This is a genomic window from Alteromonas gracilis (assembly GCF_036870955.2).
GTDB lineage: Bacteria > Pseudomonadota > Gammaproteobacteria > Enterobacterales > Alteromonadaceae > Alteromonas > Alteromonas gracilis_A.
This window is the reverse complement of sequence record NZ_CP145482.2, coordinates 2,462,520-2,487,442: the sequence shown is the minus strand read 5'-3', so window position 1 is coordinate 2,487,442 and position 24,923 is coordinate 2,462,520. Positions and strand designations below refer to the sequence as shown.

The following is a 24,923-nucleotide window of genomic DNA, read 5'->3' as shown; positions in this document are numbered from 1 at the left end:
AAAAGTGAACGATCACCTGCGCACCAATTGGCGAGTAAAATGATAGCCTATTGCCATCAACGGTATTTGGTGAGCGCGTTACTCTGTTACTTATGTATTGCCGTAGCACACCTTGTGTTTTCGCCGTCGCTTATTGCTAAAGAAATTTCGCAAAAAAATGGCGACAATACAGTGGCGTTTTACGCTTGGGGAGGCAGTGCGCAGGTCAACGGCTACCTGCAATGGGTTGCAGAGCAGGTAAAGCAGAGGTACAACATTACGCTTCAACATGTGAAGCTAGCTGATACCAGTGATGCGGTATCGAGAGTACTTGCTGAGAAGGCGGCGGGTAATGACACTCAAAGCAGCGTTGATCTTATTTGGATAAACGGCGAAAACTTTGCAGCCATGAAAAAACATGGCTTGCTGACACCTAATTGGGTGCCTTCGTTACAACATTTTGCTCTGACCAACCCTCAAAATAACACTGCAATGGTCACTGACTTTGGGGAGCAGACGAACGGAATGGAAGCGCCTTGGGGCAAAGCGTCTATGGTGTTTTACTACCGAAAGTCTCATTTCGAAAAGCTGGGTGTTATACCGCCCACAGACATACATGAACTGCTCAGCGCAAGTCAGCAAGCCCCAGGACGTTTTACCTATCCAGTACCTAGTGACTACTTGGGTATTACCTTTTTAAAATACGCCATTATTGCGCTAAACAAAGACAAGCAAGCGTTGTTTTATCAGCCAGTTGATGATCGTGCTCTTGGCATGGTGCTGCCAGCACTGTGGCGCTATCTAGACGCTTTACACCCCCTTATGTGGCGAGACGGCGAAACTATGCTGCGTCAAGCCTCGCAATTGCAACGTCTTATGGACAGTGGTGAACTGTCACTTGCGTTTTCATTTACGGCCGCTGAAATTCCAAGCGCGGTCAACCGTTTTGACTTACCCACTGATATCAGAACTTATGTGATGCGCGATGGCAGTTTAGCTAATGTGCATTTTATAGGGCTAACTTACAACTCGTCTTCTAAGGCTGCCGCAAAGCGCGTGGTGAATTTTTTGCTATCTCCGGTTGCGCAAGCAGAAAAGCAAAAGTTAAGTGTATGGGGCGACGATACCGTACTCGATATATCACTGCTTAATGAACAAGAAAAAACCTTGTTTGAACAAAAAGAAAGGCACGCGTCTTCATTGCAACAAAACGCATCGGCAACACTGTTAGCCGAGCCGCATGCAAGTTGGACTGACGCCATCAGAGAAGCGTGGTATGCGCGTTATGGAGCACGTTACTAATGTTCTCTACATTTACGGTAACGGCGCGCTGGCTGATGCTGAGCCTTTTATGCATTCCCGTGTTGGCTGGCATTATCGGTGTAGTGTTTCCCGCCTTTGGCTATTTTCCTGCTATTGGTGAGGTGCAGTTCTCAATTAAGCCTTTCTTGTCGTTTTTTGCGCTTGAAGACATGATGACAATGACTGGGCTGTCGCTTTTCACGGGGGTAGGTTCAACGCTTTTGGCGACATTGGGTGCTTTTTGTTTGTTGGCGTTTTTCTATCAAACGCGTGCCATGCAAAAAATACAGGCACTGTTAAGCCCGCTGTTGGTTATACCGCACGCGGCGGCGGCCATTGCACTCGTTTTTGTGATTAGTCCATCAGGCTTTTTTGCTCGACTGTTTACGCTTGATGGCAGCGCTTTAGTGTCAACCACATCAAACAGCTTACCGTTTGATGCATATGGGCTCAGTGTTTTAGCAGCGCTAGCTTTAAAAGAGCTGCCTTTTATTGTGTTGATGGCGCTGAGCGCCATGTCCGAACCTTCCATTCATTCTAAGTTGACGCAATATACAAGGGTAGGGACATCGCTAGGGTACAGTCGTATAGCCTGTTTTTTTCTTCTTGTACTGCCAACGCTATTTCCTAAAATTCGGTTGCCGCTTTTGGCGGTGCTGGTATTTGCCACGTCCAATGTAGAAATACCGCTTATTCTAGGGGCGAATAACCCAAGCACATTGGCAGTAGCGGTACTGCATTGGTTTAATCATATCGATTTGTCTATGCGGCTGTTGGGGTCTGCTGGTGCGCTTGTCCAGGTGGGCGTGTCATGTTTTGCGCTGTGCCTCTTTTTGGCTATCGAGCGCGGTTTGTCGGTAATGGGGCAAGTGTTAATGGTCTCTGGTCGCAGACATTTTGCTGACCGTGCAGTAAAAGGTGCTTCGTACGCAATTATAGCGGCGTACATCGTGCTGGTAGGGGCGATAGTTTACAGTGTCGTGACGTACTCTTTTGCAGAATATTGGGTGTTTCCTGCCATGATACCTGATGGCTTAACCACTATTCACTGGCAAACTCTGTTTAGTACTATTTCGCAGCCCTTTATAAATACATTGATATTGGGGTTATTAACCAGTGTGTCATCGATTGTCGTGGTATTAATGGCGCTTGAAGCAGAAGTACTGCGACCAGGTAAAAAGTCTACGATGACAATACTGTCGCTGGCGTTATTCCTACCCTTATTAGTGCCTGGTGTCGCGTTTCTCTATGGTTTAGTGTGGTTTCAGCAACTCTTCTTGCAGTCTGCCACATGGTTTCACACCTATATTGCCCATATGGTTTACGTGTTGCCATATGTGTTTCTTTCTTTGGCGGTGGTGTATCGCAGATTTGACCCGCGGTACACCATGGTGGCACAAAGTTTGGGGAAAACACCCATGCAGGTGTTTTTTGTTATAAAACTTCCACTAATGATAGGGCCTATTTTCGTAGCTTGGGCATTAGGGTTTGCAATTAGTTTAAGTCAATACTTGCCTACCTTACTAGCGTCGGGCGGGGCAATACCCACAGTGACAACCGAAGCTGTGGCGTCAGTGTCTGGTAGCAGCACGAGGCTTACTGCTGCGTACGTGATTGTTCAGATGGTTATGCCTCTTATTGGCTTCGTTGTAGCCTGGACTCTACCGCGTGTTGTTTATAATCCTCGGAAGACTCACCGTTTGAGTAGCAAAGACGAAGGCCACGCAATAGACATCAACCATGAAGCCGTCAAGCATAGAGAGGGAAACCATGTTGCAGAGTGAAAATGAGCTAACCCTCAATAATCTTGAGATTTTCAACGAAGGTAAGCGTCTTTTTTGTATTGATACGTTAGTTAAAGCTGGCACCGTGCTCACTATCATTGGGCGGAGTGGTGTTGGCAAGTCAACGCTATTGCGCGCTATCTCTGGGCATCTAAGTGCACCATTTCAGTTTACAGGTAATGTGATGCTAAATGGCAGCGATCTGTCAGATAAGCCAGCGCACTTGCGTCGTGTTGGCGTGATGTTTCAAGATTCGCTGTTGTTTGAACACATGACAGTGGAAGAAAATATTGCTTTTGCCATGCCCAAGGGAAAGTTTGGCAGCAAAGAAGCAAGAAATGAATATATTGCAGCCATGCTTGAAAATGTAGGTTTGCAAGGGCTTCAAAAGCGCGCTGTTAGTTCACTCTCTGGCGGTCAACAGGCAAGAATTTCATTACTTAGAACCCTAAGTTCCGAGCCAAATGCCATTTTGCTCGATGAGCCTTTTAGTAAGCTGGATAGCAATTTACGCGAGCAAATTCGACGCTGGACTTTTGAACAGCTAAAACATCAAAATATTCCTGCAGTACTTGTCACGCACGATAGCGATGATGCTGTGTCTGCAGGTGGCGAAATTATAGAGTTAACAACATGCTAGATGCAAAAGTAACCCCGTTTATTAAACCAATATTAAGACCGTTTATTGTGGGGTTGGACAAATACAGTGTTACGCCAAATCAAATTACGGTTGTAGGCTTTTTGATAGGGCTATGTGCCGTCCCCTTTATTATTCTTAACTGGTGGAACATTGCGCTAGCCTGCATTATCGGTAATAGGGTTTGTGATGGACTGGATGGTGAACTGGCGCGCTATCAAAAAAGCAGTAGCAGTGCGGGTGGCTTTTTAGATATTTGTTTAGACTTTTTGTTCTATGCATCTATTCCACTTGCATTCGGTATTGCTGCGCCAGCACAGTGGGGCGTGCCTGCTATGGTGTTACTGGCAACTTTTATTGGCACGGGGAGTAGTTTTCTTGCGTTTGCTATCGCGGCTGAAAAATTTCAGATAGACAGACCACAGTTTAAAAATAAAAGCTTTTATTACATGCAGGGGCTAACAGAAGGTAGCGAGACTATTTTAGTGTTTTTAGCGTTTTGTATATGGCCAAACTACTTTCCTGTATTAGCTTACTTGTTTGCTGCTGCGTGCTTCATAACACTCATTACGCGCATAGTGGGTGGATTTAAAACACTGCAACGTGTTGAATTAGACAACGGTAATAGTTGATACAACCATGGACAATGCTTCTTTTATTCGGCTTAGTGTGTTTTTAGGCGTATTTGCTGTAATGGCAATACTTGAAGCTTACAAACCAGCTCGGCAAGCCGTTCTCGATAGAAAGACCCGATGGGTAGGCAATCTTGCTATGGTTGTTGCCGGGACGGTTGTTGCAAGAATACTTCTACCCACAACGCTAATTGGTGTATCTGCGTGGGCGCACGCTAATGGTATAGGTTTGTTTAACGTTGTTGGTACTCTCCCAACAGCGCTTGTTGTGGTGGTGTGTGTTGTGTTGCTGGACATCGTTATTTATTGGCAACATCGTCTATTTCATACTATTCCTCTGCTTTGGCGAGTGCACAAGATGCATCATGCCGATAGCCATGTGGATACCACCACAGGGCTACGTTTTCATCCTATCGAAATCGCCATAAGCTTAGGTGTTAAAACGGCTGCAGTTGTTATTTTTGGCATTCCAGCAGCCGCTATCATCATTTTTGAAATAGCGCTGAACGGTTTTGCGCTATTTAACCATGCCAATATTCGATTGCCTCAAAAGTGGGACGACAGAGTAGGGCTGGTTTTGATTACCCAACGACTTCATCGCATTCATCACAGCCAAGCAAAAAGTGAATCGCACACCAACTATGGGTTTAGCGTAAGCTGGTGGGATAGGTTGTTTAACACCTTTACATCTCGCGCTGCATATAGCGATGAAACCTTGCCGATTGGTCAAAGAGATGTGCCTGCCTCCAAAGAAAATGCCAGTATTTTAGCGCTGTTACTACAGCCCTTTAAACCTGTATCGAAGAAATAGCGTTTCCGTTAAGCGTATGAGCGACTAACGCGTTCTCGGTTTTGTCTTAAGAGTTACTGTTTTATGTTACTAAAATGAGTAACTTTGTAAAATGTGATTGTTTTTGGTGTTATTTGCTTTTGTGTGTATATTAGGTAACACAGGTTTTTTCAATTAAATAAGAAAACCTGAGCATTAGCGGGAGAGAGATTTTGACAACACCACCATCTAATAAAGCCAATATATTGCCTTTCGTAGCTGTGGTAACTGGGGATATCGTAAAGTCGCAATCGTTCTCTGATGCCGATTTTTCCACCATTATGAAAGAACTTGAAAAGCAACTTAAGTTTTACGCATTGCAATATGATGGCTTTTTTGACATTTTCCGAGGCGACGCATTTCAGTTCGTAACACGTGATGCTGCTGCTGGAATGCATGTGACAGTAGGTTTACGCCTTGCGATGAAAGCCTTTTCACCCAGTGTAGACGTTAAGCTTTGTTGTGGTGTGGGCAGTGCTAGTTTCAGGCAGCATGAAGTAAAAACAGGCTCAGGTGAAGCCTTTGTACTGTCAGGACGAGGCCTTGATAACCTAAAGGGCCAAAACATAGCATTGGCCAGTGGAGTGAAGTTGCTTTTACATAAGACACAATTACTCACCCAATTTGCAGATGCGCACATAAGCGGCCTAACTCAAACCCAGTCTGAAACCGTTCTTGCTTATTTGATTTCATCAGACAAAAACCATGATACTGTGGCAACATCTTTAGGAAAAAATAGAAGCAATATCACCCGTATATTAAATGCCAGCCACTATAAATTGTTGGCTGATTATGTGGGCTTTATGGAGCAGGAACTGCGAGTTTCTCAACAAGACGTTTAATAAGATTGCAAAGGACGCCAATGCTTAGTGTTAATACTGTACCTCTTGTCACAGCATCTGTCGCATCAACTACACAGGTAAACGATGATATTGCTTTAATGCAGCCCCTATTACTTTTGGGTTTGTTGGTTGCTCATTTGTTGGCCGACTTTTATTTACAACCCTATTCTTGGGTTGAAAGTCGAAATAAAAAGCATGCCCGTTCACCACATGTCTACGCTCACGCACTAATTCATGGTTTGTTAGCTAGCATCGCCATGTATCTATTTGCAAAAAATGTAAGTAACACAACCTTAATACTTGGCTGTAGCGCAATTGCGGTATCACATTATGTCATTGACATCATAAAGTCGTACTGCCCCAAAAATACCGCTTTTTTCTTGCTCGATCAGTTTGCTCATCTGTTCATTATCTTTTGCGTTTTTGTGTTTTTGACGGGCCAAACTGAGTTGATTCATCATTACGCAAACAATATTCAAAGTCAGCATGTCGCGGTGTTGTTAGCGTATCTGGCGGTGTTGAAGCCAAGTTCTATTGTGATTAAGCAGTTGTTATCGCCGTGGAGTAACGACGTCTTGTCGACAAGCAAGCGGGGGCCAGCCCTGCTGATGCACTCACATTAAGCTTAGAAGCACGACAAACCTTAGCGCTGGCTGGTCAGCGAATTGGCTATTTGGAGCGTATACTGATGCTTACTTTTGTGCTCCTAAATCAATTTTCAGCTATTGGTTTTCTGATTGCCGCTAAGTCTATTTTTAGGTTTGGTGATCTAACAAAACATCAAGACAGAAAGCTAACTGAGTATGTGCTGTTGGGGACCCTAACCAGCGTTACCATTACCATAGCAATAGGGCTACTATGCACATGGTACCTGGGCAACATTAACTTGTCGTCAAAGTGAAAACAAAAAAAGCGCAGTATTAATGCTGCGCTTTCATCTGAAATTTTTCGCTTTGCTTATTTAATACTAAGCGGTGCGTTAGTGCGAACATACAAGGTTACGTCACCGTCGCTGGTGTTTTTGATGTGGTGCACCGATGGTGCGTCCGACTCAATATAGCTACCGGGCAGCAGCGATTTTACATTGTCATGCTCTGCTTTCAGCGACACTTCACCTTGAATAAGCACGCTACGAAACTCATTGCCTGTGCTTTCAAGTACACCATCAAAACCCTTCGGTAGCTTTATCATAGTGCCATATTTAGCTTGCGTGTCACCCCAAAGGTATACGGCCTTCACGCCATCATTCACAACATTTATGAGATCAGTGTTGTGAAGCCAAATCAGGTTGTCTCGGTGCAAGTTAATTGGGCGTTCACCGTTATCAAAGTGTTCCGATGAAGGCAGTACCAAATAAGGTCCTTCATCTATTTCAAGGTAAATCATGTTGGCTCTTTGATTAGCCGCGGTAATGTGCACTTCACCTGTATTGTGTCCAATATGAATTTACTGGCATCCACATGGCTTTGGCATCGGGGTCACTATTATGCATTTCACCATCAATAACGATACCGCGGTACGTGATGTTATGAATATGTGGCGGAGACGAAAAGCCTTCTTTGAAACGCACCAGCATGCCGAGTAGCCGTGTTCTTTGTGCGGTCTCCCCATAGGTCTGCCGCACCAGGGCTCTTTTCGCCTCGCGCTGGATTTAAATAACCCCAGTTTACTTCATCAGCGGTAACGATTTTGGTGGCCGCGTGAAGGCTAAAGGACGATGAGGCAAGTGACAGGGCAATTAAACCAAGAAACGTTGAATGTGTGTACTTCTTTACTGCCATAGTGGCGTGCGCTCCTTTTCTACAATGGTTAATCATTCATATACATCATGGCGGGTGCTGTAGTACTAGCCTATGACATTAGCCTTTAGTCTATAGAGAGTAGGGGAGGTAAAACAGTAGAGCGCTGTTGAGACTCTTTTTAGAAAATATTGATAATAAAAAGGCTCGCAACGAAAATCGAGCGAGCCTTATATGCTTAAGCTTTACCGTTTATTGTTTAGAAACGGTAAGCCGCTGTAAGCCTAAAGCGTTGTGGTGCACCTGGCTCTACCCATACGTCAGCAAAGGAGTTGGTGTAGAATTCTTTGTCAAAAAGGTTATCTACCGCAACGCGCACAGTTAGGTTGTTAATTGGTTCAATCTCAGCGAACGCGCGAACAGTGGTGTAGCTTGGTAAGAAGAAGTCTGTACCTGTTTGACCAAGACGCTCATCAACATACAACAAGCCAGAGCCAATACGCACAGGCATATTAGACACTGAAAGCCCTTTACTAAGCTGTATGCTCAGCTGGTTTTCTGGCACGTTGATAAGTGGATCACCCGCTTCGATAGCCGCAACAAAATTTGGATCAGACGTGTTGTTTGTGCTTTCTGCATCAACAAATGAATATGACACCCAAAGCTGAACGTCATTTTCGAATTCTGCATTTACATCTAGCTCCACCCCTTGGCTACGTGCTTCACCTGCTGGAGTTAAGAAAAAGCCATCAGCGGCTTCAGGGCTATCGTCAAATACAAGAATATTGCTTTGTTCAATGTGGAAGATAGAGAACGTGATGTCACCACGAACATTATCAAACATTGACGTTAGGTCAGCTTTAATACCAATTTCAGTCGACTCAGACTGGTTTGGCTCAAAAGGGTTGCCTGCAAAGTCAGAACCGGTAAGTTGACGGAAGCCTTCGCCATACGTGGCGTAAATACTTGTGCTGTCGTTAAACAAGTAAACAGCACCTACCTGCGGCGAAAAGCGCGTATCGTCTTGCTTGGTGGTGCTAACCGGATCGGCTCTGCGGTTATCAATTTCCTGCTCAAACTTGTCAAAACGCCCGCCTAAGCGCAGTTGGAACTTGTCTGTAATATTAATTTGGTCTTGAAAGTAAACGCCCCAAGCCTCCTGTACTTCCAACCTGTCAAGGTTGTCAGAGAGCGGTACCTCTGGCAAAGGGGAGTAATCTGGGTTGAAAATATCAACCACAAGATACTGGTCTAGGTCCAGATCATTTATATCCGTATCTGCCGAGAAAAACGGCGGACGATAGCGCAAAATAACTTGGTCATTTTCAAATTTATCGTAATCTGCGCCAATAATAACGCGATGTGTCAGTGAGCCTGTATCAAATTGGCCCGCTATTTCACCGCGCAGTACAAGGTAATCTGTTTCGAAATTACGATAGCGCTTAAAGCGTGAAAGTAGTGCCTGATCAGGGTCGATGAAAAGTGTTTGACGGCCACCAAAATTGTTCTCAAGTGCATTACCTTCAAACGTGGTATCGCGAAGGCCTGCACCTAACAAAAGGTTCCAATCTTCACTTAGGCTGTGTGAAATTTCTAGCTGGTGACCAACCACTTCTGTGTCAATGGTGTCGCCACTAGGGTCGCCAGTAAAGGTCTCAATAGGTTGATGACCCAATTGGCCATCGATAGCGACAACGCCGCGATCAAAAGGAATTTTTTGTTCAGTGTACTCAAGTTCATATGTCACTCTAGTATCATCTGATGCTTCCCATGTTACAGAAGGGTAGAAACCAAAGCGTTCTGTTTCTACCGTATCACGGAAGCTCTCAGCATCCTCATAGAAACCGACTAGTCTCACGCCAACGTTTTCTGAGCCACCAGTAACGGTTTGTACATCAGCTTCTAAACGCACTTGTTCCCAACTGCCGTAGGTGGCCTTAACTTCGCCACCTTCGCGAAACTGAGGGCGCTTAGTAACCAAGTTAACCGCACCACCTGGTTCACCACGACCAAATAATGCTGCTTTCGGACCTTTCAATACTTCTACATGATCAATGCCAGAAAGGTCACGAGGACCACCAAACCCTCTACCTGCGTTAAACCCATTTACCAGGAAACCACTTGGCAGGTTTTCATCACCCGCAAAACCGCGGATAGCAAAGCTGTTCCACAAACCGCCGAAGTTGTTTTGTCTGGCTACTGACGCAGATAAATCAAGCGCATCGTTAAGGTTGATGGCTCCCGCATCGTTAATTAAGCCCAAATCGATGTCTTGTGCAGCGGCAGGTACTTCTTTGTACTCAAAGGCACCCTGATACGCTCGGTGCATACCGTGTACAGTGATTTTTTCAACGTCCGCTTCTTTATTACTGTCACTGCTTTTCGCCATTGCTGGAGATTGCAAAAGTGTGGCAATACTGATTGCGAGGGTAGACTTTACCCAATTAGTTTTCATCGGTGTGTTCCTGTGATGTTGTCTTTATTGTTGGTGCAAATTGCGGTAATTGCTCAAAGCGCGCAGGTGAAAACTCGGGCGTTTTGAAAAACAAGGGATAGTAAAACTGGCGTAATGAAGCATGAAATTCGCGTACGCGATTTTCATAGCCCACCATGGCATCGACGTTGGTATCGGCGATATCTGAAAGTAGTCTTTGCGTAAGCAGTGACGGAGACAAAAGGGCGATATAGCCTGCAAGTTCATCTTTTTGACGCGTGGCGAGCTGGTAATCGCGAGATAGCGCTTCGGCCATTTGGTCGCCAACTTGTTGAAAAGCGTAGTACCATTTCCAATTAAACGAACTATCGCGCTCAGGGTCGTATTCTGTGTAATCAGCCCATTGAGGGTGCGTTGCTACAAAGGGCGCCCACGTATCGTATACAGGCTTGTCCCATGCGCTATTCACCGCCTCACGCTGTGTAAGTACAATGTCACCGCCTTGCGGCGTTTCAACTGTGGCGTTCACTACCGTGTGTCCTACCACGGGCACTAAAACGATACTTAACAACCAAATACCTAACATAATTGATGCTAAATGGGTTGCGCTAAATGTAGCAAAACGAGATGCTGCACCTATCATAAGTACAATGACAGTCCACACAATAACGTTGCCCAGAACGACGCCGCAGGCCGCTAAGATTGAGCCCACAGAGGCATTATTTATTGCGGCAAAAATCACGAATGGCACCAATGTGGCAAGCACAATAAGCACTAGGGTTACCAACACGCGTGTTGTCCATACCGCGTGGCTGTCTGTCGCTGTAACGTTGAGTAAGTCAAAACGCTTAGCTTCTCGCTCTTTTGCTTTTAAGTCATAAAGAAGCAAAATGATGAAAAGTGGAAGTAGAACGCTAACTACAAATGCAAAATCGAAACGCCCCAAAAATGCGAGTTCAGGGTTGTCGGTGTCGCTCTCGTAAATTTGTCCTTCAAGCGCGAGCATGCGAATGCGGTGCTTCCATGGAAATACATCACGCTCACCAATAGCCGCAAATGCTAAGGGTGATGGTGGCGCATAGGTAAGATGGAATGTGTAATAGGCTGCACTACCAAAGTTTTTTTGGTGGGCAAGCGCAGCCTCTCGTTCTATGCGGTCTTTTTCTAACAAACGTTCAATAGTGGCCCGTTGTTCTTGCATTTCAGCATGACCGGACCACAACGCTGCTGTGCTTAGCAGCAATATAACTAGCAATGTAGAGATAAACTGCCTATGTCCAAATACAAAACGGGTTTCGCGTTTAATATCGTTTAAACGGATCATGGGTGCAGCCTCCTTACCGCCAACTGCAGAAGCGCAAAGGATAAACCGAGCCAAAGTAGCAGCTGAAAACCATATACGGTTGCGCTGTGGATGCGCGCACCCGGGCTTTCAGGTTCAAATTGAAAAGAGGATAAAATGGCCCAGTTACTAGCATTTACCACCGCTTTGTCAGCGGCTTCTTCGCTTTTATTGCGGTTCATATCAAGTTTAAAATCGAGCTTTTCGGCGTGAATTTTGTTTAAGCCTTGAACGAACTCAAGGCGTAGCGCTTCGGCTTCACGCAAAAAACGATGGTGAGTTTCTATACTGGTACCAGCAAGTAAAGTAGAGAACGCGCGTAAGGCGACAGTAGGAGATAACCAGCCAAATTGACGGGCAATTTGCGCTTGGTCAAGCTCTTCTTGCATGCGGTTTTCAGCAAACTCGTTTAGCACTTTAGCCTGGCGACCTTCAGAATATTGCGCCACTATCCCTCTGAAGTTAACAGGAAGTTCATCTACAGAAGAAACGTTATATTTGGCGAGCAAGTCGCTGCGAAGTTTCTTAAAGGCTGGGTCGTTTACATCGTGGCCGTCGCCTAAGCTGCGCAGCTTTTCCTCAACCTTAAAGTCAGACTCTAGTTTCCCAAGCGAAGGCACGGCGTTAGTCGCTACGCTACTACCTAAGCGTGGAAGCAGCACACATGTCGCCATCCACATCACAATGAGCACGGTAAAGCTTACATTACTGCGGCTGAAAATAGCGGAAGATGCCGTTACCAATGCAGCCCAAAAAAGAAAATAAAGCACATAGCCCACGCAAAACAACGCGACGACAGCAGCACTTTCGCTGAAAAACGCAACGTACATACTTGCAATAATCAGGGGTAGAAGTAACGCGGCACTGGCTAGTGTAAGGGCAATAAGTTTGCCAAACACCAACTGTTGACGCGTGGCGCCTTGCGACAGCAATAATGTGAGCGTACCGGCCTCACGTTCGCGGGATACGCTGCCATAGCCTATAAGAATAATGAAAAGGGGAGCGAGTACCAAAGCCAAGAAGCTAGGGGTAAGGCTACTAAAGCGCGTTAGACCTACTGATTGACGTTGTTCAGCAAACATTGCACTGTTTTGTCTGTGCCCTTCAAGAAAAATGGCGTTGCCAGTGTAGGTATCGACGCCGGGCTCAATCACGCTAAGCGCAGTAGGTGTGCGAAAAACATAGTGCCCATAGTGAACCATTCTATGAGGATGTTTATCTGGCTGAGACAAAAAACGCTGTTCTGCTTCCTGCTGTAAATGTTCTCTGGCGTGAGCAGTTTCATGAATGTGAAACGCATTTACTACTAACGCGGCTAAGGTCAAAATAGCACCGAACAAGAGTACGGTGGTGGCTACTTTCGTTCTAAGCCAATAGCGCCATTGGTCGGCGCAAATCGTTTTTACCACGTTGTCTGTCATTATGCGCGCCCCGCAAAAGCAGCATGCACAGCCTCTGTATCAATAGGCGTATTGCCTTCGCGTTCAAATGCGCCAGTCAATGTACCGTTACTTAACAACACAATACGGTGGGCAACTTGGCAAGCACCATAGACATCATGGGTTACCATAAAAATGGTGGCGCCGTTAGTGGATAACTCTGACACTAAGTTATTAAACTCATCAATGGCGGCTGGATCTAAACCCGATGTAGGTTCATCCAAAAACAACACGGGCGCATTGCGAAGTAGGGCAAGGGCAATCGCTGTTTTTTGACGCATTCCCTTCGAGTAGTTACTAAGGTGAGAATGCCATGCATTCTCTTGTAACTTTACTTTCTTTAATGCATCAAAAATTGATGTGTCGTCTCTTTCTATACCTGCAACAGACAAGAAATAACGTATGTTTTCTACGCCAGATAAGTGGCCGTAAAGCGTTACTGACTCGGGTAGGTAAGCAACTGATTTACGGACATCATTAATGTTCTTGGTCACGTCAAAGCCCATTACAGAGGCTTGTCCGATGCTTGGCTTCATAAGCCCTAAAAACGTTTTGAGGGTAGTTGATTTCCCCGCACCATTGCCGCCTAGCAAAGCAAACACTTCGCCTTTGCCTACTTCGAAATTCAGATTGTTTAGCAGTGTGCGTTGACCAATAGTAACAGTGAGGTTGTTAGCGGTTATCACAGATGTGTTTTGCATGTAACGACGTTTAAGATAAAAAATTTGCGATATGTTATACTATTACAGTCGTGATATGAAAACGTTTTCTTGGTTAGAATGTAAAAAGCGACTTGACGCTGTTTGCAATTTGATGCGGAAGATAAAAATTCATTTTCATCATGACACTGTTAAACAAGTATGTTTTAAGACACCTAGCGCCAACTTTTAATACCTTTGTATTGTCTAAGGGAAAGGCTTTTGTGCGAGAATTGCAGCTTTAAAACGTGACGGAATACCTGTGATATCTGTAATGATGTTTCTGGTGTTTGCATCATTTGGTGTGAACATTGCCGTAGGAAGTTACTTCCTCATACTCGCAAAAAACAAGATAGAAGTACCTAGTGTTTTCGTTGTGGGCTTCATCCTGCTTTGTTTATTGTGTGGGTCTAATTTTTAGTCTTGTTGGTGTATTGCCCGACGTTTCAAGTGTCTTTTATTTTATTGCTAGCTATTTGCTGCTCGTCGGTTTTCTTCGCTTAGACGGTGGCAGTACGAAGTCGAATATTCGCAGATGGGCTAGGGTTATTCCCACTGCAGGTGTAGCGGTCATCGTATTGATGGCAGTTTTTACTCAATATCATCAAGCTTTTGCCAGTGCCGCTATCGCAGTGGTTTTTCTACTCTGCTTTCGTGTATTTAACGCCTCACAAAACCATGTACTTCCGGGGCTCAGACGTTTCTTTCGTGCAGTGTTGGCCGTGCATGCTGCGGTTATGGCCTGCCAGTCGGTTACGTTGGCATATAACGAATGGGCGCAATTAGGCAGTGTTACGCAAAGTTTTACAGGGGGAAGCATTGCCGCACATATCGCATTGTGTATCACAACCTCTGTACTCCTTCCTTTTATTTTAGTTACTCAGCAAAAGCTTAAATGGGAAACCTTGGCCAACATTGATGAACTGACAGGGATTTTTGGTCGTCGTGCGTTCATCCGTCAAGCCAACGAGAGGTTAGCAAAGGAAGATGCTATGTCCTGTTCACTTATGGTGATAGACATTGATCATTTTAAAACTATAAATGACGAATATGGTCACCCCACGGGCGACAGCGTGCTGAAGGTCATTGCGTCAGAGTTACATAGCGAACTTGATGATAGCCATATTATCGGAAGGCTAGGTGGCGAAGAGTTTGCAATTTTAGTGTCGGATGAGTCTAAGCTCGAGGCATTTAAGTTGGCAGACGTGTTAAGAAAGAAAATTGAAACGCTTGAGATCAAAGAAGGTAATGCGTCGGTCTCTGTTACCATTAGCATTGGAATGACATTCTCAACATCAATTGAAGATACATGGCATTCGTTGTTTAATCGTGCAGATACCGAACTGTACAATGCTAAATCTCGAGGGCGAAACCAGATATCTCCTCGGCTACAAATCGTCGCCTAAAGAAAAAAACATGCCTTTCGGTATGGGATTTTGTTTGATTAGACATACAAGAAAGCAAGCATTCTTTTAAACCCTCCCACAAACGCTTTGTCTATTCGTCTTTAAATTTGTAGATTTTATTTTGATAGTGTCTTACTTCGTTTGTAGTAAAACACTATTACATTTGTTTTTATGTCCGCCGTTCTTTCATTGATTCTATAAAGATGCACGAATAGCTTTTGACAAGAATTGGTCGGTAACAGCAACACGAAACGGCTTAAACCTAATAACTACAAAGGCATTAAGTCACGCGGCACTGACCGTTTTATGAAAAGCGGTCTAATTATTGTCAACACATTGGTATGTGTGCATTAATTTTTACTAGAAAAACAGCTGGTGTTTATCGTAATGTCTATAACTCAGTAGATAATCAGACAGGAATATGCATAAGTGCAAGGAGTGCTAAATAATGAGTGAAAACCAACAAACAGCGTATGACTATTTCGAATTAGACACGATATTTGTCGGAAGATGTAAACAGTGTGGTAATAAGCCAGTTTTTTACAAGAGTGGAGGATGGATCTGCAACCAATACTCCTATTCAGTCAGTTGCGGTACTTGCAACTTATCACATGCCGAAACCGTTCAACAAAAAAATGCATTGGAACCTTTGGAAGTACTCGAAAGAGTTGCGATTGAGTGGAATATTAAACAAGGTATACACCGTGAAGACGCTATGTTGATTCAGTCTCGCTACGCAGCATATGCAAAGATGAAAGAAATTATTACTCTAGCGGACGACCCGCAAGAATCGCTACAGTCCAATACATTTATTTAATGAAGAGTCGAAGTTTGTGACGAACAGCTTTGGTAGCATAGCTGTTCGTAATTTTCAGATGTTCAAGTGTGAAAAATATGATTTGTTAGTTTTTACTTTTACGGCCACTGAGTGCCAATGACCGTTAAATATGCGCAAAACTAATAACTTTCATCTATTGTGGACACAAAAAAAGACGTCATAGGACGTCTTATTTTCTTGAATTGGTGGAGCTGGCGGGATTTGAACCCGCGTCCAGAAAATGTCTACCTTTGGTACTACATGCTTAGTTTGTCATTTATTTAACTGCTTGGAACTCCGACAAACAGGATTTCCTTGCAGCTGGCCTGATACTGTTTCGCGGTTCACCCTCAGACAAGGTTCCCTCGCTATCCTACTTGGATGACCTTCCGAATCCCCGCTAGCAGGAGAAGACTAGGGTGGAAGGGCCTATACCGGTTATTAAGCGGCTAGTGCGTAAGTTTCGTCGTTTGCGACTATTTAAATGCGGCTTTTTAAAGAGGCAAACCGCACCTCTGCATGCACCTCCGGCTTCCTAGATCCTGTCGAATCCTAATCAGCCCCGAGTGTGAAAGCGGATTATAACACAACTCAATTTTTGTTAAACGTTTCTTTTATAAATTGCTTTCAAAAGATGCATTTATGCGCAATAACGATTAAAGTACACGGCATCTTAATAAGGCTTGTTGTGTAAATGTCTTCAGATTCTATTTTGTATTCTCCCTATACCTTGCCATGTGGCGTGACTGTGCGTAATCGCCTAGTGAAAGCTGCTATGGAAGAGAACATGTCTAGCCTGGGCAACGTGCCGGGTGAGTCGTTGTATTCATTGTATCGGTATTGGGCTCATGGCAATTTAGGCATGGTGATCACAGGTAATGTGATGGTAGATAAAAGTGCTATGACCGGGCCAGGTGGGGTAGCACTAGATAAAGACTCTGACTTAGCGCCGTTCATTAAGTGGGCAAAAATTATTAAGTCGAATGGTGCACTGGCGGTATTGCAATTAAATCACCCTGGAAGGCAAGTATTTAAAGCAATGCAGAGTAAAGCCATTGCGCCTTCAGCGGTTCCCCTTGATATGGGTAAGCATTCTAAGTTGTTCGCTAACCCAAGAGAAATGACATGTCAGGACATTCACGATGTATGCAAGAGATTCGTTGAAACAGCAAAACAAGCCGAGCTCGCAGGTTTTGATGGCGTTGAAATTCATGCCGCACATGGTTACTTACTCACGCAGTTCCTATCACCTTTAACCAATCAGCGTCAAGATGAGTGGGGGGGCTCTATCATTAACCGTGCCCGTTTACTTATCAATATAGTGAGTCAAATTCGCGCTGTATGTGCAAAAGACTTCATCGTGATGGTAAAACTGAATTCTGCCGATTTCCAAAAAAATGGTTTTTCTTTTGATGATGCGTGTGAAGTGGTTAACCGTTTAGAAGCGTTGGGTGTTGATATTATCGAATTGTCAGGCGGTAGCTACGAAGCGCCTGCCATGCAAGGGCAGACTCGAGATGATACGACGCTTGCGCGCGAAGCGTATTTTCTTGAATTTGCGCGGGTACTTGAAAGCAAAACGGATATTCCGTTAATGACGACAGGCGGCATTAAGCGTGCAGAAGTGGCCGAACGCGTTATCGAACAAGGCTGCGTACTGGTTGGTTTAGCAAGTGCTTTGGCAATAACGCCTGACTTAGCTAAAAAGTGGCAACAGGAATGGACTTATTCAGGAACGATCCCACACTGTAGCTGGAAAGATAAATCGTTAGCAAGCTTGGCGAATATGGCGATGGTAAGGCGACAACTTAGGCGTCTGGGCAATAACCTAACAACGTTGCGCAATCCATCTCCTCTGTGGAGCTTAATTTTAGATATGCTGCATCGCAAGAAAATGACAAAACGGGACGTGGGGTAACAACCTGGCGCTTATGAGGGGAAAGAAAACACAGCGTTAAACGCTGTGTTTCATCATTCTTTCTTTCTGGCGCTGCCAATCTTTGTCTTTGAGCGTATCGCGCTTGTCGTGAGCGTGCTTACCTTTCGCTAAGTGAATTTCAAGTTTCACCCAGCACTTTTTCCAGTACATGGAAGTGGCGACAATTGAGTAACCTTGACGGTCACGTGCCCCCATCAATCAAGTCAATCTCTCGCTTATTAAGCAGAAGCTTACGAGCGCGCTCTGGAGCCGCAACCACATGGGTAGATGCTTGGTTAAGCGGACTAATGCGACAGCCTACCAAATAGGCCTCGGCATTTTGAATAATGATGTAGGCGTCGGTAATGTTTACTTTACCAGAACGAATACTTTTTATTTCCCACCCTTGAAGCTCTAGTCCAGCTTCAAACTTATCTTCGAGAAAATAATCATGGCGCGCTTTTTTATTGAGCGCGATATTACCGGTGGTGTTTTTGTTGGCTTTATTCTTTTTCATAGTCGCTATTATACTGATAGTGTGAAGAAATGTCTTTATGTGCTACGCACAATTTCGTTTCTGCAAAGCGCTTTTTCTAATGAATCGTTAAATTCCATAATGAGGGCGAATATGAGAAAGCGAATAGAAGCGAGCTAATTTTTCTGTGATACAATGCTGTACAAGAGTTATTAGTTTAGTGGAATAAATGCCAAGTATTCATAGAAGTGCACTGGTTGCTCACAGTGCAGAAGCCATGTTTAACTTAGTTAACGATGTTGCGTCTTACCCCGAATTTTTACCCGGTTGTACTGATAGTAAAATTTTAGACTCTTCAGCACAAAGCATGAAGGCGTCTTTGTTGGTGGCAAAAGCTGGAATAAAGCAATGGTTCACAACACATAATGAATTAGTACCAGGGCAAAAAATTAATATGCAGCTGGTAGATGGTCCGTTTCGTTCTTTAACAGGCGGTTGGACATTTTCAGCCTTGTCGGAAGATGCGTGTAAAATTGAGCTTAATCTTGAGTTTGAGTTTACCAACAAACTTGCTGAAATGGCCTTTGGTAAAGTGTTTAATAGCCTAGCGAGTAGCATGGTTGCCGCATTCACTGAACGTGCAAGGAGTGTTTACGCATGAGTTCACCACTCATTAACGTTGAAGTTGCGTATGCCACGCCTACCAAGCAAGCGATTGTTGATATTGCAATTAAAGCAGGTGCAACGGTAGAAGAAGCCATTGCAGCCTCCAATATAGTTGAGCAATTTCCTGAAATCGATTTGACGGCCACGAAGGTAGGTATTTGGAGTCGCGTGGTTAAACTTCGCGACACGCTAATCGATGGTGATCGTATTGAAATTTACCGCCCACTTATCGCCGACCCTAAAGAGATAAGAAAACGTCGTGCTGAAAAGGCGAAAGAAGAGGGGCGTGCAGATAAGGTCACAGGGGGAAAGTTAAACCCGCTTAAAGCAAAGTCTTAGCTGATTACCAACTGTTTAAAACTAAAAAACGGCCGAAAGGCCGTTTTTTGTTGGTAGTAAGTTTGCTTTCTTATCCAAGTGCATAAGACTAATGGTGCTATCTACGTACCATTTGTGTTCATACTGTTTTTTCAGAAATGCTGCCCAGCTCCAAAAACGGAGACGCATCAATGTCTTCAGCGTCCATCATGCTGGCAATTCGCTGAACAGTTGCCACCATTTGGCTTTGTTCCCACTCTTTTAGCTGTGAGAAACGCTCAACAAAGTGCTCCTGTAGAGGACGCGGCGCATCGACGACGGCTTCCTTACCACGCTCAGTTAGAAATACACCCACTTTACGTTTGTCTTGAGTACTTCGTATACGCGTAGCAAGGTCTCTAGATTCTAAACGGTCAAGAATGTTGGTAACCGTTGCAGGGCTTAAATTAATGTTCTCTGCAATTTCTCGCACCATAATACCTGGGCGTTCTTCAATGTTTTGCATCACAAGCAGCTGAGGACCAGTAAGCCCGACATGCTTGCTTAGTTGCTTACTGCGTAGGTCTACGGCGCGAATAACACGTCGCAATGCCACTAATAGTTCTTCTTCTTTTCGCATCTTAATTCCAACAAATGCGTAGCGCGTAGCTACTTGAGCAAATGAATAAAGTGTTGATGTTTATGATAATGGTCTATCACATCATTTATCACTGATATCTTTGACCAACCCATAATATCATAATTTTGGCCGCCTTCACTGAGGTGCACTTCGGCGCGATAGTACGTGGCCTTTTCGTTTTCGTCTAGTGCTTGTGTTTCACTTGGACCAAATTCAGGCTGCTCTGTGGGTACAGGGTAAACGGCATAAACGAAATCCGGGTCATTCCCTAAGCTGACGGTAAGTATTAACGCTTCGTCTTCTTCACTTATTTCAACACTAAACTGTTGTGCCTTGAACTCTTCACCCACTTCAGATACCGCTGCTTTTACCACCTTGTTAATGTAACGTTTAACGGCTTTCTCATCTGGAAATGTAACGATGTTCTCAAGCCGTTCTTTCCAATTCTTGTCCGCGTCACTATGCTGTGGTGTACCCGCTAGCACTTGCAAACTCTCCCGTTTGTACGCCTCTACACGTAAGGCTTTCAACAACCCGGATATTGCAATAAGTAATACTATGGCGAAAGGTAATGCGGCAGCGATAGTCATGGTTTGAAGTGCACCAAGTCCTCCCGCATAAAGCAGAACAGAACTGACAACACCAACGCCAACCGCCCAATACACGCGCTGCCACAGCGGCGTATCATTCTTTCCGTGCGAACACAGCATGTCGACAACCATCGCGCCAGAATCACATGAGGTGACAAAGAATACAATGACCATCAGTACGGCGATAAAACTAAGTACTGAAGAGAATGGAAATTGCTCTAGGAAAACAAATAGCGCTACGGATGTGTCCTCATTAACCATGTTCGCAAGTACATCTTTGCCTTGTACTAGCACTTGATCAATGGCGCCGTTACCAAACACGGTCATCCAGAACAGAGTAAAAGCAGAAGGAATAAGCAAAACACCAAGCACAAATTCCCTTATGGTTCGACCATATGAGATACGCGCTATAAATAAACCAACAAAAGGCGCCCATGCTAGCCACCAGCCCCAATAAAAAATGGTCCAGCCACCAAGCCAATCTGTTTTCTCATACGCGAATAAATTAAAGGTGTTTCGAACAAGGTCAGATAAATATGCCCCTGTGTTTTGCATAAAGGCTTGCAAGAGGAAGACCGTGGGGCCCAATACCAACACAATCAACAGTAAGAGAATTGCCAAAATCATATTGGTTTCTGACAAACGTCGAATGCCTTTTTCAAGACCTGTTGTCACAGAAATCACAGCAAGACCTACAACGCCTGCCATGATGGCTATTTGCACCGCCGTGTTTGAAGGCAAGCCAAATAAATAGTTAAAGCCTGCATTAACTTGCGATGCGCCAAAGCCTAATGAAGTAGAAACGCCAAATACTGTCGAGGTAACTGCAAAGATGTCGACTATATGGCCTGGCCACCCATATATCTTATCGCCAATAAGCGGGTAGAGTGCTGAACGAAGTGTTAACGGTAAGTTTTGTCTATAAGCAAAATAGCCAAGAATTAATGCCACAACAGCATAAATAGCCCATGCATGTACTCCCCAATGAAAGAAGGTCGTTTTCATTGCTTCTCGAACAGCGTCAACACTTTCAGCCTGGGCAGTTGGGGGCGCTAAGAAATGCATTAATGGCTCGGCGACACCAAAAAACATGAGCCCAATACCCATTCCCGCCGCGAATAACATGCTTAGCCACGTAGCAAAGCCAAATTCCGGTGCTGCGTGATCGGGGCCCAACTTTATCTCGCCATATCGAGACACGCCTAAAAAGACAACGAATAATACAATCACGGCAACGGTAAGCACATAAAACCAGCTTCCGTTCGTCACAATGGCATTTTGGAGTTTTTGGAAGATAGCATTAGCTGCATCGGGTGCGCTCGCAGCGAACAAAAGCAAACACAATATTAGCGTTGATGACGTAATAAATACGGGTTTATTAAGCGGCGACGTACTTTGATTCTCATTCACGCAGAATATTTCCTTCCATTTTTCAAAACAGCTACTTCTACGTTGCAATATACCTTAAGGTGCAGTTTTATTAAATATCAGATGAAATTATTAGTGATGTTTGTTTAATGAATCGTGCTGCGTATTTTTTGTGTTTGTTGTCAAAGTAAATAATTAATATCCATTGTTATTTTATCTAATTTCGCCAATTAGTTTAATTATTAACCGTTAGAGTAGAAATTATTTTTCCTTGGTGTATCGTTATATATGATCCTTTCGATATGTATTTTGAGTAAATACTGTCCAAAGAATAAAAATCCAAACAAAGGAAACACACGAAATGCGAAAAACTCAGCTTAGCTGTGCAATTGTCGCTGCATTGGCGTCTTCTTCTCTTTTAGCACAGGAAAACGAAACCGCTGCAAAGTTTGAAAATATCGAGGTTACTGCAACAAAACGTGCAGAATCTATTCAAGATGTGCCTGTGGCCGTTACAGCGTTAAATGGCAAAGCGCTTGAAAATTTAGGTATTGATAACTTTCAAGACTATGTAGAATTCCTTCCTAACGTCGTGTTCCAAGGTACAGGCCCTGGACAAAACGAAATTTATATTCGCGGTGCTGCTACCACACAATCAAATATTATGCTGTCGTCAGTTCAAGCGCTACAGCCTTCGGTTGCGTTCTATCTTGATGAAATGCCCGTGTCTATGGTAAGTCGAAATTTAGACGTATATGCCACTGACGTGCAGCGTGTCGAGGTATTGCCTGGACCTCAAGGTACGTTATTTGGTGCAAGCTCTCAGGCTGGTACTATACGCTTAATTACCAATAAGCCAGATCACTTAAGTTTTGCCGCAGGTTTTGATACCAACATTGGCTTTACGAAAGACGGTGAAATGAGTAATGCGGTAGAAGCCTATTTCAATATGCCACTTACCGACAATCTTGCCGTTCGTGTTGCAGCGTATAACGACAAGCAAGGTGGCTGGATTGATAATGTGCGCAATGTGCCAGGCGAGGGTGGTTATATTGGAAGTGCCGTCGTAATAGACCGCATTTCGGGTGGGCCTCTTGCTGACCCTGTTGGCATGGACGCAAATCGCATCACCAACCCTAATATTACTTCAAACACCGAAGCGGCAGTTGTTTCACCGCAAAACGATGCATTGGTTGAAGAAGATTTTAACGATGCGACCTATTCAGGTGCGCGTTTCGGGCTCTCATACCTTATCAATGACGATTGGGAGTTGCTTGTTCAGCACACGCAGCAAACGCTTGATACCGAGGGTGTATTTGCATATGACCCAACGTTGGAAGGTGAAAGTTCAGCAATCCGATTCCAACAAGAGGAAAACAAAGACGAATTTGGCCTTACTACGTGGACGTTAGAAGGCCGATTAGAAAAACTCGATATTGTTTATACGGGTGGCTATTTAGATAGAGAGATTGACACACTTGCCGATTACACCTAGCTACACGAACGGTGGCTTGTTCTCAGCATACTACGTGTGTAATCACTACGACACGCCTGAAAATACAGCAGACGAACGTTGCTTAGACCCTACCAAGTTCTACAGCGAAGATACCTCTACCACGCGTAATACACACGAGATTCGTTTTAATACAACCATGGATACGCCTTGGCGCGTAACAGCAGGCTTGTTCTATGATGAACAAGAAATAGCCACAGTGGGGCAGTTCAAAATTGCCAATACCGAAATGACGACATTTGGCTTTGACAATTTGCAGCGCACACTAGTGGGCAATGAAGGTATAAACAGTAACGGTGGGCCGTTCCCTTCAGAAGTTAGCTTTATCAATGACATAACGCACACAATCGAACAAATTGCCGTATTTGGTCAGTTCGAATACGACATCACCGACCGACTGACGGCCAGTATAGGCGCACGTTGGTACGAAATTGATGATATTTACGTTGGCTCTACTTCGACCGTAGACGTAACTCGTCGAATTCGCGCTTTTGGTACTCTAGACCCTGACGAACTTGCCGCTGTGGGCCTAGACCCTGATGCTGTTGCTGCGGCAATTCAAAGTGGTCAGCTTGAAGTTGACTTGCTTGACGATAATGGCGTTCTTACTGTAGACGATACCATCTTTAAGTTCTCCATCGATTGGAAAGCAACAGATGATGTATTATTGTTTGCCAACTATTCAGAGGGCTTCCGTCCACCTGTTACAAACCGCGTTGGTGGTGGCTTAGCAACAAATCAGTCGGGTAAGTTTGAAAACTTCCGTATTCCTGTTTATTCCACCACTGATACCTTAGACAACTATGAGCTTGGTCTTAAGGGCGATTTCTTCGATGGACAGGTTCGCGTGAATGCCACGGCGTATTATTCCGAAATTGAAGATCTTCAAACGTCTCGTTTTGACCCAACAAATATTTCTTTCTTGGTGTTCACCGATAACGTTGGCGACGCTGAAATTAAAGGTATTGATGCGGATATGACGTGGTTAGCCACCGACGATTTGGTGATCAATGCAGCGTTTAGTATTTTGGATACAGAATTAACTCGAATTAATTCTGAGCTAGAAGGTATTGCTGCAGGTGTAGGCTCCGAACTACCTTATTCTGCTGAGTTTTCTGGCAACATTAATGCGCGTTATTTCTTCGAAATGGAAGGTGACAAACGCGGATATGTTAATGGCTCTGTTAGTTATACCTATGATCGCTTGGCTGGAATGGTCATGGACGCCTTTGTAATGGAAGACGCTACACAGCTGATTTATGGCACAGGGTCTGGATTGAAGATTCAACAAGAAGCTGCAGTTTACGAGGGGGTAACCTACGCCGCTTCAAACGGTGATACCTTCCGGGGTGGCCGCTATGTCCAAGAGTCTTATGTGTTGGCAAATCTTGCCATTGGTGTTACTAACGATGTGTGGAAAGCCGAGCTGTATATTGATAACGTGTTTGACGAACGCGCCATTCTCAATATTGATACGCAGCAGTTTACGCCGAAAGTCGTTACTAATAGACCACGAACCATAGGGTTCAGATTCTCGTACGACTACTATTAAAAGCAGCGCATGGCGGCGTTTTAT

Annotated in this window: 21 protein-coding genes, 1 other RNA gene and 2 pseudogenes; 13 read left to right on the top strand and 11 right to left on the bottom strand. The window is 44.4% G+C overall.

What is annotated here, in order from left to right; translation table 11 throughout:
- Window positions 1–39 precede the first annotated feature (39 nt).
- The 7 genes from V6N89_RS12050 to V6N89_RS12020 all read left to right on the top strand — a co-directional run bounded on the left by V6N89_RS12050 (window position 40) and on the right by V6N89_RS12020 (window position 6,628).
- Complete coding sequence (locus V6N89_RS12050) at window positions 40–1,281, top strand: ABC transporter substrate-binding protein (protein ID WP_338517737.1); 1,242 nt, start codon at window positions 40–42, stop codon at window positions 1,279–1,281.
- A complete protein-coding gene (locus V6N89_RS12045; protein ID WP_338517736.1) occupies window positions 1,281–3,065 on the top strand; it encodes an ABC transporter permease in 1,785 nt (594 codons plus the stop codon). The genes V6N89_RS12050 and V6N89_RS12045 overlap by 1 nt, the downstream gene beginning before the upstream one ends.
- A complete protein-coding gene (locus V6N89_RS12040; protein WP_338517735.1) occupies window positions 3,052–3,705 on the top strand; it encodes an ATP-binding cassette domain-containing protein in 654 nt (217 codons plus the stop codon). The genes V6N89_RS12045 and V6N89_RS12040 overlap by 14 nt, the downstream gene beginning before the upstream one ends.
- Window positions 3,699–4,334, top strand: coding sequence for a CDP-alcohol phosphatidyltransferase family protein (locus tag V6N89_RS12035; RefSeq protein ID WP_338517734.1), 636 nt, complete (start codon window positions 3,699–3,701; stop codon window positions 4,332–4,334). Before V6N89_RS12040 ends, V6N89_RS12035 begins: the two co-directional genes overlap by 7 nt.
- 7 nt (window positions 4,335–4,341) lie before the next feature.
- Window positions 4,342–5,145, top strand: coding sequence for a sterol desaturase family protein (locus V6N89_RS12030; protein ID WP_338517733.1), 804 nt, complete (start codon window positions 4,342–4,344; stop codon window positions 5,143–5,145).
- Between the two features lie 191 nt (window positions 5,146–5,336).
- Window positions 5,337–6,005, top strand: a complete 669-nt coding sequence (locus V6N89_RS12025) for a hypothetical protein (protein ID WP_338517732.1) — start codon at window positions 5,337–5,339, stop codon at window positions 6,003–6,005.
- A 20-nt stretch (window positions 6,006–6,025) separates the two neighbouring features.
- Window positions 6,026–6,628, top strand: a complete 603-nt coding sequence (locus tag V6N89_RS12020) for a DUF3307 domain-containing protein (protein ID WP_346992733.1) — start codon at window positions 6,026–6,028, stop codon at window positions 6,626–6,628.
- A 334-nt stretch (window positions 6,629–6,962) separates the two neighbouring features.
- Here the strand turns inward: V6N89_RS12020 and V6N89_RS12015 are convergent, their stop codons facing one another.
- From V6N89_RS12015 to V6N89_RS11985, 7 genes are all read right to left on the bottom strand, one after another.
- On the bottom strand, window positions 6,963–7,391 hold the full coding sequence (locus V6N89_RS12015) for a DUF4437 domain-containing protein (protein WP_338517730.1): 429 nt from the start codon (window positions 7,389–7,391) through the stop codon (window positions 6,963–6,965).
- Between the two features lie 34 nt (window positions 7,392–7,425).
- On the bottom strand, window positions 7,426–7,581 hold the full coding sequence (locus V6N89_RS12010; RefSeq protein ID WP_346992732.1) for a DUF4437 domain-containing protein: 156 nt from the start codon (window positions 7,579–7,581) through the stop codon (window positions 7,426–7,428).
- Window positions 7,532–7,786: a DUF4437 domain-containing protein gene (locus V6N89_RS12005; RefSeq protein ID WP_338517728.1), complete on the bottom strand. Its 255-nt coding sequence runs from the start codon at window positions 7,784–7,786 to the stop codon at window positions 7,532–7,534. The genes V6N89_RS12010 and V6N89_RS12005 overlap by 50 nt, the downstream gene beginning before the upstream one ends.
- A 217-nt stretch (window positions 7,787–8,003) precedes the next feature.
- On the bottom strand, window positions 8,004–10,199 hold the full coding sequence (locus tag V6N89_RS12000; RefSeq protein ID WP_338517727.1) for a TonB-dependent siderophore receptor: 2,196 nt from the start codon (window positions 10,197–10,199) through the stop codon (window positions 8,004–8,006).
- Window positions 10,189–11,502, bottom strand: coding sequence for a DUF3526 domain-containing protein (locus tag V6N89_RS11995; RefSeq protein ID WP_346992731.1), 1,314 nt, complete (start codon window positions 11,500–11,502; stop codon window positions 10,189–10,191). Before V6N89_RS11995 ends, V6N89_RS12000 begins: the two co-directional genes overlap by 11 nt.
- Window positions 11,499–12,941: a DUF3526 domain-containing protein gene (locus V6N89_RS11990; RefSeq protein ID WP_346992730.1), complete on the bottom strand. Its 1,443-nt coding sequence runs from the start codon at window positions 12,939–12,941 to the stop codon at window positions 11,499–11,501. The genes V6N89_RS11995 and V6N89_RS11990 overlap by 4 nt, the downstream gene beginning before the upstream one ends.
- Window positions 12,941–13,660: an ABC transporter ATP-binding protein gene (locus V6N89_RS11985; RefSeq protein WP_338517724.1), complete on the bottom strand. Its 720-nt coding sequence runs from the start codon at window positions 13,658–13,660 to the stop codon at window positions 12,941–12,943. Before V6N89_RS11985 ends, V6N89_RS11990 begins: the two co-directional genes overlap by 1 nt.
- 401 nt (window positions 13,661–14,061) lie before the next feature.
- Here V6N89_RS11985 and V6N89_RS11980 point away from each other — a divergent pair, with 401 nt between their 5' ends.
- The gene (locus V6N89_RS11980) at window positions 14,062–15,063 is read left to right on the top strand and encodes a GGDEF domain-containing protein (protein WP_346992729.1); all 1,002 of its coding nucleotides are present in this window, start codon (window positions 14,062–14,064) and stop codon (window positions 15,061–15,063) included.
- A gap of 448 nt (window positions 15,064–15,511) precedes the next feature.
- Entirely contained in the window at window positions 15,512–15,880 is a 369-nt protein-coding gene (locus V6N89_RS11975) for a hypothetical protein (protein WP_338517722.1), read from the top strand.
- A 204-nt stretch (window positions 15,881–16,084) separates the two neighbouring features.
- Here V6N89_RS11975 and ssrA read toward each other — a convergent pair.
- Window positions 16,085–16,444: a transfer-messenger RNA gene (gene ssrA, locus V6N89_RS11970) on the bottom strand.
- 130 nt (window positions 16,445–16,574) lie between these two features.
- On the opposite strand from ssrA, the gene V6N89_RS11965 reads away from it, so the two are divergent.
- The gene (locus V6N89_RS11965; protein WP_338517721.1) at window positions 16,575–17,798 is read left to right on the top strand and encodes an NADH:flavin oxidoreductase/NADH oxidase family protein; all 1,224 of its coding nucleotides are present in this window, start codon (window positions 16,575–16,577) and stop codon (window positions 17,796–17,798) included.
- A gap of 36 nt (window positions 17,799–17,834) precedes the next feature.
- Here the strand turns inward: V6N89_RS11965 and smpB are convergent.
- Window positions 17,835–18,315 (bottom strand): annotated as a pseudogene (smpB, locus tag V6N89_RS11960) (SsrA-binding protein SmpB).
- 187 nt (window positions 18,316–18,502) lie between these two features.
- Here smpB and V6N89_RS11955 point away from each other — a divergent pair.
- Together V6N89_RS11955 and V6N89_RS11950 are read left to right on the top strand one after the other, a co-directional pair.
- Complete coding sequence (locus tag V6N89_RS11955) at window positions 18,503–18,934, top strand: type II toxin-antitoxin system RatA family toxin (RefSeq protein ID WP_338517720.1); 432 nt, start codon at window positions 18,503–18,505, stop codon at window positions 18,932–18,934.
- Window positions 18,931–19,278 (top strand): RnfH family protein, encoded by a 348-nt coding sequence (locus V6N89_RS11950; RefSeq protein ID WP_338517719.1) that lies wholly within the window; start codon window positions 18,931–18,933, stop codon window positions 19,276–19,278. Before V6N89_RS11955 ends, V6N89_RS11950 begins: the two co-directional genes overlap by 4 nt.
- Window positions 19,279–19,396: 118 nt before the next feature.
- On the opposite strand, the gene V6N89_RS11945 is transcribed toward V6N89_RS11950, so the two are convergent.
- Window positions 19,397–19,876 (bottom strand): MarR family winged helix-turn-helix transcriptional regulator, encoded by a 480-nt coding sequence (locus V6N89_RS11945; RefSeq protein ID WP_338517718.1) that lies wholly within the window; start codon window positions 19,874–19,876, stop codon window positions 19,397–19,399.
- Between the two features lie 29 nt (window positions 19,877–19,905).
- On the bottom strand, window positions 19,906–21,876 hold the full coding sequence (locus V6N89_RS11940; protein WP_338517717.1) for a BCCT family transporter: 1,971 nt from the start codon (window positions 21,874–21,876) through the stop codon (window positions 19,906–19,908).
- Between the two features lie 319 nt (window positions 21,877–22,195).
- Here V6N89_RS11940 and V6N89_RS11935 point away from each other — a divergent pair.
- Window positions 22,196–24,899: pseudogene (locus V6N89_RS11935) on the top strand (TonB-dependent receptor).
- Window positions 24,900–24,923: the final 24 nt, after the last annotated feature.

What these genes read in the sequence shown, in the direction of transcription:
- V6N89_RS12050 (WP_338517737.1), top strand. Translation starts at nt 40, where the DNA reads ATGATAGCCTATTGCCATCAACGGTATTTGGTGAGCGCGTTACTCTGT.
- V6N89_RS12045 (WP_338517736.1), top strand. Translation starts at nt 1,281, where the DNA reads ATGTTCTCTACATTTACGGTAACGGCGCGCTGGCTGATGCTGAGCCTT.
- V6N89_RS12040 (WP_338517735.1), top strand. Translation starts at nt 3,052, where the DNA reads ATGTTGCAGAGTGAAAATGAGCTAACCCTCAATAATCTTGAGATTTTC.
- V6N89_RS12035 (WP_338517734.1), top strand. Translation starts at nt 3,699, where the DNA reads ATGCTAGATGCAAAAGTAACCCCGTTTATTAAACCAATATTAAGACCG.
- V6N89_RS12030 (WP_338517733.1), top strand. Translation starts at nt 4,342, where the DNA reads ATGGACAATGCTTCTTTTATTCGGCTTAGTGTGTTTTTAGGCGTATTT.
- V6N89_RS12020 (WP_346992733.1), top strand. Translation starts at nt 6,026, where the DNA reads ATGCTTAGTGTTAATACTGTACCTCTTGTCACAGCATCTGTCGCATCA.
- V6N89_RS12015 (WP_338517730.1), bottom strand. Translation starts at nt 7,391, where the DNA reads ATGATTTACCTTGAAATAGATGAAGGACCTTATTTGGTACTGCCTTCA.
- V6N89_RS12010 (WP_346992732.1), bottom strand. Translation starts at nt 7,581, where the DNA reads ATGCTGGTGCGTTTCAAAGAAGGCTTTTCGTCTCCGCCACATATTCAT.
- V6N89_RS12005 (WP_338517728.1), bottom strand. Translation starts at nt 7,786, where the DNA reads ATGGCAGTAAAGAAGTACACACATTCAACGTTTCTTGGTTTAATTGCC.
- V6N89_RS12000 (WP_338517727.1), bottom strand. Translation starts at nt 10,199, where the DNA reads ATGAAAACTAATTGGGTAAAGTCTACCCTCGCAATCAGTATTGCCACA.
- V6N89_RS11995 (WP_346992731.1), bottom strand. Translation starts at nt 11,502, where the DNA reads ATGATCCGTTTAAACGATATTAAACGCGAAACCCGTTTTGTATTTGGA.
- V6N89_RS11990 (WP_346992730.1), bottom strand. Translation starts at nt 12,941, where the DNA reads ATGACAGACAACGTGGTAAAAACGATTTGCGCCGACCAATGGCGCTAT.
- V6N89_RS11985 (WP_338517724.1), bottom strand. Translation starts at nt 13,660, where the DNA reads ATGCAAAACACATCTGTGATAACCGCTAACAACCTCACTGTTACTATT.
- V6N89_RS11975 (WP_338517722.1), top strand. Translation starts at nt 15,512, where the DNA reads ATGAGTGAAAACCAACAAACAGCGTATGACTATTTCGAATTAGACACG.
- V6N89_RS11965 (WP_338517721.1), top strand. Translation starts at nt 16,575, where the DNA reads ATGTCTTCAGATTCTATTTTGTATTCTCCCTATACCTTGCCATGTGGC.
- V6N89_RS11955 (WP_338517720.1), top strand. Translation starts at nt 18,503, where the DNA reads ATGCCAAGTATTCATAGAAGTGCACTGGTTGCTCACAGTGCAGAAGCC.
- V6N89_RS11950 (WP_338517719.1), top strand. Translation starts at nt 18,931, where the DNA reads ATGAGTTCACCACTCATTAACGTTGAAGTTGCGTATGCCACGCCTACC.
- V6N89_RS11945 (WP_338517718.1), bottom strand. Translation starts at nt 19,876, where the DNA reads ATGCGAAAAGAAGAAGAACTATTAGTGGCATTGCGACGTGTTATTCGC.